The sequence below is a fragment of the Armatimonadota bacterium genome, from assembly GCA_031081675.1.
GTDB classification, from domain to species: domain Bacteria; phylum Sysuimicrobiota; class Sysuimicrobiia; order Sysuimicrobiales; family Kaftiobacteriaceae; genus Calidihabitans; species Calidihabitans tengchongensis.
Genome location: JAVHLZ010000003.1, coordinates 49,567 through 61,264, shown reverse-complemented (window position 1 = coordinate 61,264; position 11,698 = coordinate 49,567). Strand labels below are relative to the sequence as shown.

The following is an 11,698-nucleotide window of genomic DNA, read 5'->3' as shown; positions in this document are numbered from 1 at the left end:
ACTCACGGAGCCCGCCGCGCCCCCGGTTCGGTCGGCACGGGGGGCCGGTAGCGGTTGGTGATGGGCAGCCGGCGGTCCTTGCCGAAGGCTTTGGGGGTGATCTTCACTCCCGGCGGGGCCTGGCGGCGCTTGTACTCGTTGCGGTCGACCATCTCGACGACCCGCCGGACCACCTCGGCCGGAAAGCCCGCCGCCACGATCTCCTCCGGGGGTCTGTCCTCCTCCACGTACATCTTGAGGATCGGGTCCAGGACCTCGTAGGGGGGCAGGGTGTCGGTATCCTTCTGCCCGGGGCGCAGCTCGGCGGTGGGAGGCCGTTCCAGGACACCGTCGGGGATGACCCGCCCGCGCCCGTTGCGCCAGCGGGCCAGGCGGTACACCAGCGTCTTGGGGACATCCTTGAGGACGGCGAAGCCCCCCGCCATGTCGCCGTACAGGGTGGCGTAGCCCACGCTGAGCTCGCTCTTGTTGCCGGTGGTCAGGACCAGCCATCCGAACTTGTTGGACAGGGCCATCAGCAGCGTGCCCCGGATGCGGGCCTGAAGGTTCTCCTCGGTGGCGTCGGCCGGCCGCCCGGCGAACACCGGACGCAGGGTGTCCAGCAGGGCGGCAAACGCCCCGTCGATGCCCAGCTCGATGAGGGGGGTGCCCAGGTTGGCCGCCACCTCGCGGGCGTACCGGTAACTCTCGGCGGAACTGTACCGCGACGGCATCCACACGGGATGCACCCGCTCGGGTCCCAGGGCGTCGCAGGCGATGGTGGCCACCAGGGCCGAGTCCACCCCGCCCGACAGCCCCACCACCACGTCGGTGAACCCGTTCTTGCGCACGTAGTCCCGGGTGCCGAGGATCAGGGCGCGGTAGACCTCCTCGGTGGGGTCCAGCGGCTCGGCCAGCCGCGGGGACAGGGGGCGGGCGGGCGCGGGGGCGAGGGGAGGCAGCGTGTACGCCGGCCCGCCCCGCAGGCCGTCGTCGGGCGGGGGGACCGGGTGCGCGGCCCGGCGGCGGGCCAGGGCGTCGGTATCGATGTCGCAGCAGATGAGGTCTTCCTCGAACTGCGCCCCGCGGGCCAGGATGGCGCCGGAGGGATCGACGATCATCCCCATCCCGTCGAACACCAGCTCGTCCTGACCGCCCACCAGGTTGTTGTAGCACATGACCACGCCGTAGTCCCGGGCGCGGGCCTGGAGCATCTCCTCCCGCTCGCGCCACTTGCCGGCGTGGTAGGGCGAGCCGTTGATGTTGATGATGACCAGGGCTCCCGCCGCCGCCTCCGCCTGGCAGGGCCCTCCGGGGGTCCAGACGTCTTCGCAGATGGTCACCCCCACGGGGACCCCGCCCACCGCGAAGACCGGCGCCTGGCGCCCGGGCTGGAAGTAGCGCTTCTCGTCGAAGACGCCGTAGTTGGGCAGCCGGTGCTTGTGGTAGACGGCCACCCGGTTCCCGTCGGCCAGGATCGCCGCGGCGTTGTAGAGGTGGTCGGCGCGGTCGGCAAACCCCACGACGGCCATGATGCCGCGGGTGTGCGGCGCGATCTCGTCCACGCAGGCCATGTTGGCGCGCACGAAGTCGGGCTTCAGCAGCAGGTCCTCGGGGGGATAGCCGGGGACGGCCAGCTCCGGAAAGCAGACGATGTGGGCTCCCAGGTCGCGGGCGGCGCCGATGGCGTCGCGGATGCGGCGGGTGTTGCCCTCCAGGTCTCCCACCGTGGCGTTGATCTGGGCCATGCAGACGCGCAGCATCCGCCGACGTCCCACCTGCTGCTGATTATACCCGACGGCGCAGGCGGCGGGCGCGCGGGGGCCCGGGGTTGGTGAAGCGGTGGGACGGGGACGCGTTGGAATGTAAAGCGTGGAAACGGTGAAGCGTTACATGGCGGGTGGCCGGCGGGCGTCCCCGAAGATCTGGCGTGGCCGCGTCAGCGTGTCACCGTGTCAATGTGACATTCCGGGGTTCAACGCTCCAACGCTTCAACGTTCCAACGACACAAAAACGCCGGCGGAGACCGGGTGAGGAGTTAGGCCGGGTTGCCGTGCCCGCGCAGAGCCGGAGGCAGTGCGCGGGAAAGCGGTACCTCACTCCCACCTCGAACACCCGCGTCCCGCCGGCGATCTGGTTTGTACCACGGCCGTCGCAGAGAGGTCAATTCGGAACCTGCGTTCCGGAGTTGTGGACAGTGGGGATAAGGGGGACAACTGCAGGAGCCGACATCGGGATCGGAGATCCTGGATCCGGATCAGGAGGTGCGGTCGGCGCCGGAGGCGTGCTGGCGGAGGATCTCCTCGGCCACGGCGCGCATCGTCCGGCGGGTGCTGCGGGCCTGGCGCTGGATGTAGGCGAACGCCTCCGGCTCGCTCCACCCCTGGCTCATCAGCAGCCCCTTGGCGCGCTCGACCACCTTGCGGGTGGCCAGGGCGTCTTCCAGGGATCCGACCTCATCGCGCAGCGCCTGGATCTCCCGGAATCGGGCCAGGGCCGTTTCGATGGCCGGCCGCAGGTCGCCCTCCCGGACCGGTTTGACCAGGTAGGCCAGCACCCCGGCCGCCGCGGCGCGCTCCACGAACTCCCGGTCGGCGTAGGCGGTGAGGATGATGACGGGCCGCTCGGCGCACAGCTCCCGGGCCGCCTGCAGCCCGTCCACCCCCGGCATCTTGATGTCCAGCAGGATCAGGTCGGGCCGCAGCTTGCGGGCCAGATCCAGGGCCCGCGCGCCGTCGCCGGCCTCCCCCACCACGCGGTAGCCCTGTTCCTCCAGCATGGTCCGCAGGCCGAGCCGGATGACGGCTTCGTCGTCGGCGATGAGCACCCGCAGCGGTTCAGCCATAGGGCCTCTCCAGGCGGGGCAGGGTGATGAGGGCCCGGGTGCCGGTACCTCCCGCGTACTCCAGGGTCCCGCCCAGGTCCTCGGTCACCAGCGCGTGGACGATCTTCAGGCCCAGATCGGCGCTGGCCTGCGGGTCGAACCCCGGCGGCACCCCCCGGCCGTTGTCCTCCACCACCACCCGCAGGCCGGACCCCTCGCGGGCGATGGTGATGCGGATGCGCCCTTCGGCCCGCTGGGGGAAGGCGTGTTCCACGGCGTTCTGCAGCAGCTCGTTGACGGCCAGCCCCAGGGAGGTGGCCTGCTGGGAGGTCAGGTGCACATCGTCGCCCTCCACCTCCACCGTCAGCTGCAGGTCCGGGCGGCTCACGGCGGCCAGCACGTTGCCGGCAATCCTCTCCAGCAGCTGGCGCAGGCTGATGGATCGGAACCCCCCGCCGGAGAGGATCTCGTGGACGGCGGCGATGCTGAGGATGCGGTTGATGGTTTCGGTGAGCACCTCCCGGCCCGAGACCTCGCGGCCGTCCCGGAGCTGCAGGCGCAGGAGCATGGCGATGGTCTGCAGGTTGTTCTTCACCCGGTGATGCATCTCCCGGATCACCGCCGACCGCATCACCAGGGTGGCGTTCTCGATGGCCAGGGCGGTCTGGTTGGCCAGGGTGGTCAGCAGCTTCACCTCCGCGTCGGTGAACCGGTGGGGGTGGGCGCGGTAACAGTTGAAGACGCCGATGACCCGGTCCCGCACCACCAGGGGCACCGACAGCAGCGCCCGCAGCCCTTCCTGCCGGGCCACGTCCTTGGCCACGAAGCGCGGGTCGGCCAGCACGTCCTCCACCGCGATGGGCCGGCCCTCCCGGGCCACCAGCCCGGTGATGCCGTCGCCCACCCGCAGCCGGGGGCGGTTCAGGTACGCCGGCCCGGCGGACTGCACCGCGGCGGTCACCAGCTCGCCGGTGGCCTCGTCCACCAGCATCAGGGCGCAGGTGGCGGCGTTGAGCATCCGGGCGGCCATCTCCACGATCAGCCGCAGGACATCCTCCAGGTACAGGGGGGACGTGAGGGTCTGGCTGACTTCGGCCAGGGTGGACAGCTCCATGATCTGCCGGCGCATGTCGTCGTACAGCGCCGCCTTTTCGATGGCGCCGGCCGCCAGGTCGGCGATCAGCCCCAGCAGCTCCATCTGGTCGGGCGTGTACTCCCAGACGGCGGTGGTCTGGACGTTGATGGCTCCCAGAACGCGGCCGGCAGTGACCAGCGGGACGGCCGCCAGGGACCGGAAGGCGTACTCCCGCGTCTCGGGCAGGTAGACAAAGCGGGGGTCGCTGGCCGCGTCGCTGCTGGCCACCGGGCGGCCCTCCCGCACCGCCCACCCGGTGAGCCCCTCCCCCACCCGCAGGCGCGCCCGCCCCACCGCGTCGGGCGCCAGCCCCGTGGTGGCCTTGAGGACCAGGTACTCGCCGGCGGGATCCAGCAGGTAGATCGAGCAGCTGTCCACGCCCATCACCTCGGCGGTGGTCCGGGTGATGAGGTGCAGGGTGCTGTCCAGGTCCAGGGCGGACCCGATGGCCCGGCTGATGGCCCGCAGGGCCGCGATCTCCGACGAGGGGTGGCGCGCCGGGGCGCTGGCACCGTCCATACCTTGGTGCCATGATAGCACGGGCCCCGGGACCCTGCGGCGTCAGCGGGGACGATAGACGACCCGGGCGCCCACGCCGATGCCGTGCCGGCGGAAGAACCCCTGGTTGACCTCGAGAGCGTACCGGCAGGGGCGGGCGGGCTCGTACAGGGCGAACGGGCCGGTGGCGGGATCGGGGGCCACCGGCATGTCCTGGATGTCCACCACCGTCCACTGCTCGTCGATGAACGCGATGGACAGGGGGATGAGGGTGTTCTTCATCCAGAACGGCCACCGGCCGGTGGACTCGAACACGAACAGCATCCCGGCGTACTCGTCGAGCCGCGTGCGGAACATCAGCCCCTGCTGCCGGGTCTCGGGCGTATCGGCCACCTCCACCTCCAGGGCGACCCGCACCGGTCCCTGGATCAGGGTGACGGTGCCCCGCTTGAACGCCGCCCCGGGCGCGGGCGCCGCGGCCGGCACGGCCAGAAGGAGCAAGATCCCCACTGCGAGACGCATCTCCTTTACTCTACACGATCTGCGCAATCACGCGATCTTCGCAATCCAGTGCGATCTGCTGAAGGTCAGTTGGATCGCGCAGACCGCGCAGATCGCGTGGATGGTGGAGGGGTCTTCCCTGGCCGTCCCGAACGGTTCCCTGACGTGGCCACGCGTGCCGACTACGACGTGATCGTGGTGGGATCCGGGCCGGCCGGGGCCATGGCGGCCCTGCGGACCGCGGCCCGGGGGCTGCGCACGCTGGTGGTGGAAGAGCACCCCGCCCCCGGCACCCCCGCCCACTGTTCGGGAAAGATCCAGGTCCACGCCTTCCGGGAGTTCGGCCTGCCGGGCGAGCTTATCCTCACCGCCCTGCGGGCCGGAACCTTCTACGGCCCCGGAGGCTCTGTCGCCCGCGTGCGCCGTCCGTCCCCCGACTCGTTCGTGGTGGACCGGGCGGAGTTCGACCGCTGGCTGGCCGCCCGCGCCCAGGAAGCCGGCGCGCACCTGGCGCTGGGCACCCGGGTGCGCGCTGCGCAGCGGGAGGGCGGCCTCGTGCGGGTGACCGGAGAGCGCGGGGGGCGGACCTTGTCCGCCACGGCGCCCGTGGTGGTGGACGCCGAGGGCGCGCGCCCGGTCCTGCCGCGCGCCCTGGGCCTGCGCCTGCCCCGGCGGATGGTGCACGGGCTGCAGTACGAGTGTACCGGTGTCGACGTGGAGTGCGACGACTGCCCCGAGCTGTACCTGGGCCGGGCGTGGGCTCCGGGGTTCTTTGGCTGGCTGATGCCCCTGGGAGGGACGCGCGCCCGGGTGGGGGTGTGCGTGGATCCCCGCCTGACCGACCGGCCCCCGGCGTACTTCCTGGACAGGCTGATCCGCGAGCACCCGGTGGCGTCCCGGCGCCTGCGGGCCGCCCGGGTCCGGCGGCGGCTGGGCGGTCCGATCCCGCTGCTGGCGGCGCGCCACCGGACCAGCGCCGAGGGGCTGATCGTGGTGGGCGACGCGGCCGGCCACGTGAAGGCCACCAGCGGCGGTGGCATCTACTTCTCGCTGATCGGAGGCGACCTCGCCGCCGCCGCGGCGGCGGGATACGTGGGAGGGGACCGCTCGGCCCTGGCCGCGTACGAGCGGGGGTGGCGCCGCCGGTTCGGGAGGGAACTGCGGGCCACGGCGGCTGCCCGGCTGGCCCTCGCCCACATGAGCGACGCCGATGTGGACGCGGTGGTGGAGGCCGTCGCATCCGACCGGCGCCTGCGGGACGCGATCCAGCGCCGGGGCGACACCGCATTCCAGTCGCGCCTGCTGGCGCCGCTGGTGGCCCACGCCCTGCGGCCCGCGCACCTGCCCCGCCTGGCGGGCGCCCTGGCGGCGCTGGTGCGGTACGGCCTGCGGGCGCTGTGGGACGACGGGGTGGCGGAGGAGAACGAAGGCGGCGAGGGGAACCGATAGGCGACGATGCGGCTGATCGCCGACCTGCACCTGCACTCCAGGTACAGCCGGGCCACGAGCCGGGAGATGGACGTGGAGAACCTGGCCCGGTGGTGCGCGCTGAAGGGCATCGGCGTGGTGGGCACCGGCGACTTCACCCACCCGGTGTGGCTGCGGGAACTGCGGGCCAAGCTGCGGCCCAACGACCGGGGCCTGTACACCTACGGCGGCGTGCACTTCATGCTCACCGTGGAGGTGTCCAACGTCTACCCCCAGGGCGGGCGCCTGCGCAAGATCCACAACCTGATCTTCGCGCCGTCCTTCGAGGTGGTGGAGCGCATCAACGCCGTCCTGTCGCGCTTCGGCTCCCTGATGGCCGACGGCCGCCCCACCCTCACCCTGCCGTCGGACAAGCTGGTGGAGTACGTCATGGAGATTTCCCCCGACTGTCTGGTGGTTCCGGCCCACGCGTGGACGCCCTGGTTCAGCCTGTTCGGCAGCCAGTCGGGGTTCGACTCGCTGGAGGAGTGCTTCCGGGACCAGGTGCGCCACATCGCCGCGGTGGAGACCGGACTCAGCAGCGACCCGCCCATGAACTGGCGCCTGTCCCAGCTGGACCGGGTGGCGCTGTTGAGCAACTCCGACGCCCACTCGCCGGCCAGGCTGGGGCGGGAGGCCAACGTCTTCGAGGCCGAGCCCGACTACCACCAGCTGATCGGGATCATCCGGAGCCGGGACGCCGGGCGGTTCCTGTACACGATCGAGTTCTTCCCCGAGGAGGGCAAGTACCACTTCGACGGCCACCGGGCGTGCAACGTCCGGCTGTCGCCCCGGGAGTCCGCGGCCCGGGGCAACCGGTGTCCCGCCTGCGGCCGCCCGGTCACGGTCGGGGTGTTGCACCGGGTGGAGGATCTGGCCGATCGGCAGGAGGGCTACGTCCCTCCCGGCGCGGTCCCGTACCGCAACCTGGTGCCGCTGGAGGAGATCATCGCCGCGGCCCTGGGGGCGCAGCCGGGCACCGGCGCCGTGCGCGACGAATACGTGAAGCTGTGCACCCGCCTGGGCGGCGAGTTCGCCGTCCTGATGGACGTCCCGCCCGACGAACTGGCCCGCCACACCACGCCGCGGGTGGTGGAGGGCATCCGGCGGGTGCGGGAGGGCCGGGTGGAGATCGCTCCCGGATACGACGGCACCTACGGCGAGATCCGCATCTTCGGGACCGCGGCCGACGCGGACCGCTCCCGGGACGAGGAACCGGCCCAGATCAGCCTCTTCTGACGCGACGGCGGACGCCGGAATCAACGGTCCCGGATGCAGACCGCGCGGGGCGCGGGTCCGCTCCGGCGATCGCCGATCCCGGATCCCCGCGGTCATCCTCTATGGCCACCGTCGTCCTCAAGCCCGGCCGGGACCAGCGGCTGCGGGGCGGCTACCTGTGGATCTTCGCCGGGGAGATCGCCCGCATCGAGGGCGACGTCCAGGTCGGCGACGTGGTGGACGTGCGGTCGGCGCGCGGGCAGTGGGTGGGGCGCGGGCTGGTGAACCCCCAGTCGGCGCTGACCGTCCGCCTGCTGACCGTCCAGCGGGAGGAGATCGACCGGGAGTTTTTCCGCCGCCGGATCCAGGAGGCCCTGGACTACCGGGCGCGGTGGGCCGCATCCTGGCAGGCGGTCCGGGTGGTGTACGGGGAGGCCGACCGCCTGCCGGGTCTCATCGTGGACCGGTACGGCGACGTGGTGGTGGTGCAGACCGTGACGGCGGGGATGGACCTCCGCCGCGAGATGCTGGCGGAGGTGCTGGAGGAGGTGCTCCAGCCGGCGGCCATCTACGAGCGCAACGACGCACCGGTACGACGCCTGGAGGGTCTGCCGGAGCGGGCCGGGTGGCTGCGGGGGGAGCGTCCACCCCTGGTGGAGGTCGCCGAAGGCCCCGCCCGCTGGGCGGTGGACGTGGCCCGGGGCCAGAAGACGGGGTTCTACCTGGACCAGCGGGAGAACCGCCTGGCGGTGGCGGCCCGGTGCCGCGGGGCAGAGGTCCTGGATGTCTTCTGCTACACGGGGGCGTTTGCGATCCAGGCGGCCCTGGCCGGGGCCGCCCGGGTGGTGGGGGTGGACATCTCCGCCGACGCGCTGGCCCACGCCCGCCGCCACGCCGAGATGAACGGGGTCGCCGGGCTGTGCACGTTCTCCGAGGCAAACGCCTTTGACGAGCTGCGGCGCCTGGCGGCCGCCGGCGCGCGGTTTGACGTGGTCATCCTGGACCCGCCGCCGTTCGCCCGCAGCCGGGACGCGGTGGAGCGGGCCCTGGCCGGCTACAAGGAGATCAACCTGCGGGCGATGAAACTGTTGCGCCCCGGGGGGTTGCTGGTGACCTGCTCATGCTCCCACCATGTGGGGGAGGACCTGCTGCTGTCGGTGGTGGCCGACGCGGCCGCCGACGCCCGGCGGGCGGTCCGGCTGGTGGAGAGCCGGGGCCAGGCCGCCGACCACCCGGTCCACCCCGCGATGCTCGAGACCGGCTACCTCACCTGCCTGCTGGTGGAGGTGCGGCCGCGCTGACCGTCGGCGCCGCCGATGCCTCCGCCGCGTCCGGCGGCCGGCGCCGGTGTGGTATACTTTTTGTGAGCGTGAGACATCGCGGATGCCCGTCCCCATGGGGGCGGGTGCGGAAAGGACGGAGTGATGCGCGAGGGGGGAGCCGCGAGGCTCCCTTCGCTGCATTCCACAGGTGGAGATGTCGCAGCCGATGACGTCGCACCTTCCGGCCGCGGGCCGGAAGGCGGGGGTGAAGGTGGTCCCCCGACAGATTCATATCACCGACAACCTGGACCTGCTCCTGAACGTGCTGCCGCCGCGGGTGCGCCAGGCCCTGCAGCAGCAGCCGGATCTGGAGTCGCTGCTGGAGGTCGTCCTCGACCTGGGGCGCCGCCCCGAGGCCCGCTTCCCCCAGAGGGTGGTCCCCCTGTCCGAGGAGTACGTGACCCGCGAGGACCTGCAGTACGTCACCAGCCGGGTGGGGGCCTTCGGCAAGGACAACCGCGCCGGCATCGAGCGCACCCTGCACCGCATCTCGGCCATCCGCAACCGGCAGGGAGAGGTCGTGGGCCTCACCTGCCGGGTGGGGCGCGCGGTGGTGGGCACGGTGGACATCATCCGGGACGTGATCGAGTCCGGCAAGAGCATCCTGCTGGTGGGGCGTCCCGGCGTGGGGAAGACCACCCTGCTGCGGGAGGCCGCCCGGGTCATGGCCGACGAATTCGGCAAGCGGGTGGTGGTGGTGGACACCTCCAACGAGATTGCCGGCGACGGCGACATCCCCCATCCGGGCATCGGCAGCGCCCGCCGCATGCAGGTGCCGCACCCGGAGCTGCAGCACGCGGTGATGATCGAGGCTGTGGAGAACCACATGCCCGAGGTCATCGTCATCGATGAGATCGGCACCGAGGCCGAGGCGCTGGCCGCCCGGACCATTGCCGAGCGCGGCGTCCAGCTGATCGCCACCGCCCACGGCAACACCCTGGACAACCTGCTCCAGAACCCCACCCTCAGCGACCTGGTGGGCGGCATCCAGGCGGTCACCCTCTCCGACGAGGAGGCCCGGCGCCGCGGCACCCAGAAGACGGTGCTGGAGCGCAAGGCGCCCCCCACCTTCGACGTGGTCATCGAGATCCAGGACAAGGACCGCCTGGCGGTGCACCACGACGTGGCCACGGTGGTGGACCGCTACCTCCGGGGCGTGCCGCCCCGCCCCGAGATCCGGGTGCGGACGCAGGAGGGGGAGGTGCAGATCGAGCCCCCGCGGGTCACGGTGGACTCCTGGGCGGCGCAGGGTCCCCTGGCGCCCCCGCCGGCCGAGCCGGTGGGGCGGCCGGGCCACCGCGGGGTGCGCATCTACCCCTACGCGGTGAGCCGTAACCGGCTGGAGCGGGCCATCCGGGACCTGGGGGTGCCGGCGTCCATCGCCGACTCCCTGGAAGCCGCCGACGTGGTCCTGACCCTCAAGTCCCAGGAGCGCCGGCAGCCGCGCCGCCTGCGGGAGGCCGTGGCCCGGGGGATGCCCCTGCACGTGCTCAAGAGCAACACGGTGACCCAGATCCAGGGCTTCCTGCGCAGCCTGTTCGACGTGGAGGACACCGATCAGCAGGAGATGGCCCTGCGGGAGGTGGAGGAGGCCATCTCGGAGGTCCTTCACACTGCCCAGCCGGTGGAGCTGTCTCCCCAGAACTCCTACATCCGCCGCCTGCAGCACCAGCTGGTGCAGCGCTACGGCCTGGCCTCGGAGAGCCGCGGCGAGGAGCCGTTCCGCCGCGTGGTGATCTTCCCCCGATGAGCGCCCCGCCCGCCGGCCGCTGATGCGGGGGCTGTTCATCACCCTGGAGGGGCCCGAGGGAGCCGGCAAGACGACCCAGGCTCGCCTGCTGTACGAGCGCCTCCGGTCCCGCTATCCGGTGGTCTACACCCGCGAGCCCGGCGGCACGGCCATCGGCGAGCGGATCCGGGCGTTGCTGCTGGACCACGCCCACCCCGAGATGACCCCCCGCACCGAGATGCTCCTGTTCGCCGCCGCCCGCGCCCAGTTCGTCGCCGAGGTGGTGGAACCCGCCCTCCGGGCGGGCCAGCTGGTCCTGTCGGAACGCTACGTGGACGCGTCGGTAGCCTACCAGGGCTACGGGCGCGGGCTGCCGGTGGAGGTGGTGCGCCAGGTCAACGAGGCCGCCACCGGCGGCCTGCGGCCCGACCTCACCATCCTGCTGGACATCGACCCGGCCGTGGGACTGGCCCGGGCCCGGCGGGTGTCGGGCGCCGAAGGCCTCCAGGGCGGCGATCGGCTGGAGCGGGAGGACCTGGCCTTCCACGCGCGGGTGAGGGCAGGATTCCTTGCACTGGCACACGAAGAACCCGACCGCATTCGCGTCGTCGACGGCGGCCGCGACCAGGAGAGCGTCCACCGGGAGATCGTGCACGCGGTGGACGCCTTTCTGGCGGCGCGGGGGTGGCCTCCATCAAGCTCGTCCTGACCATCGTCCAGGAAAAGGACGCGGGGCGATTGATCGACGCCCTCACCGACGAGGGGTTCCAGGCCACCATGCTGGCCAGCACCGGAGGCTTCCTGCGCGAGGGGAACTCCACCATCCTCATCGGCGTCGACGACGCCCAGGTGGACGCGGTCCTCGGCATCATCCAGCGCTGCTGCCACCGCCGGGAGCAGTTCGTCAGCCCCATGCCGCCGGCGGTGGAACCGGTGGACTCCTACGTGACCTATCCGGTCAAGGTGGAGGTGGGCGGGGCCATCGTCTTCGTCCTGCAGGTGGAGCGCATGGCCCGCTTCTGACC

10 protein-coding genes are annotated in these 11,698 nt (G+C 72.1%); 6 read left to right on the top strand and 4 right to left on the bottom strand.

Annotated elements, in window-relative coordinates; translation table 11 throughout:
- Nucleotides 1–2: 2 nt before the first annotated feature.
- The 4 genes from RB150_01820 to RB150_01805 all read right to left on the bottom strand — a co-directional run bounded on the left by RB150_01820 (nucleotide 3) and on the right by RB150_01805 (nucleotide 4,958).
- Nucleotides 3–1,742 (bottom strand): NAD+ synthase, encoded by a 1,740-nt coding sequence (locus RB150_01820; protein ID MDQ7819277.1) that lies wholly within the window; start codon nucleotides 1,740–1,742, stop codon nucleotides 3–5.
- Between the two features lie 494 nt (nucleotides 1,743–2,236).
- Entirely contained in the window at nucleotides 2,237–2,824 is a 588-nt protein-coding gene (locus tag RB150_01815; protein MDQ7819276.1) for a response regulator, read from the bottom strand.
- Nucleotides 2,817–4,457 carry a GAF domain-containing protein gene (locus tag RB150_01810; GenBank protein MDQ7819275.1) on the bottom strand — a complete coding sequence of 547 codons (1,641 nt, stop codon included), beginning with the start codon at nucleotides 4,455–4,457 and terminating at the stop codon, nucleotides 2,817–2,819. Before RB150_01810 ends, RB150_01815 begins: the two co-directional genes overlap by 8 nt.
- Nucleotides 4,458–4,499: 42 nt before the next feature.
- Nucleotides 4,500–4,958: a DUF192 domain-containing protein gene (locus tag RB150_01805; protein ID MDQ7819274.1), complete on the bottom strand. Its 459-nt coding sequence runs from the start codon at nucleotides 4,956–4,958 to the stop codon at nucleotides 4,500–4,502.
- 144 nt (nucleotides 4,959–5,102) lie between these two features.
- On the opposite strand from RB150_01805, the gene RB150_01800 reads away from it, so the two are divergent.
- The 6 genes from RB150_01800 (at nucleotide 5,103) to RB150_01775 (ending at nucleotide 11,696) form a co-directional block, all read left to right on the top strand.
- Nucleotides 5,103–6,386 carry an NAD(P)/FAD-dependent oxidoreductase gene (locus RB150_01800; GenBank protein ID MDQ7819273.1) on the top strand — a complete coding sequence of 428 codons (1,284 nt, stop codon included), beginning with the start codon at nucleotides 5,103–5,105 and terminating at the stop codon, nucleotides 6,384–6,386.
- A 6-nt stretch (nucleotides 6,387–6,392) separates the two neighbouring features.
- Entirely contained in the window at nucleotides 6,393–7,643 is a 1,251-nt protein-coding gene (locus RB150_01795; protein ID MDQ7819272.1) for an endonuclease Q family protein, read from the top strand.
- A gap of 101 nt (nucleotides 7,644–7,744) precedes the next feature.
- Nucleotides 7,745–8,923, top strand: coding sequence for a class I SAM-dependent rRNA methyltransferase (locus RB150_01790; GenBank protein ID MDQ7819271.1), 1,179 nt, complete (start codon nucleotides 7,745–7,747; stop codon nucleotides 8,921–8,923).
- 226 nt (nucleotides 8,924–9,149) lie between these two features.
- Entirely contained in the window at nucleotides 9,150–10,694 is a 1,545-nt protein-coding gene (locus RB150_01785; protein MDQ7819270.1) for a R3H domain-containing nucleic acid-binding protein, read from the top strand.
- 22 nt (nucleotides 10,695–10,716) lie between these two features.
- Entirely contained in the window at nucleotides 10,717–11,382 is a 666-nt protein-coding gene (gene tmk / locus RB150_01780; protein ID MDQ7819269.1) for a dTMP kinase, read from the top strand.
- Nucleotides 11,367–11,696, top strand: coding sequence for a cyclic-di-AMP receptor (locus tag RB150_01775; GenBank protein MDQ7819268.1), 330 nt, complete (start codon nucleotides 11,367–11,369; stop codon nucleotides 11,694–11,696). The genes tmk and RB150_01775 overlap by 16 nt, the downstream gene beginning before the upstream one ends.
- Nucleotides 11,697–11,698: the final 2 nt, after the last annotated feature.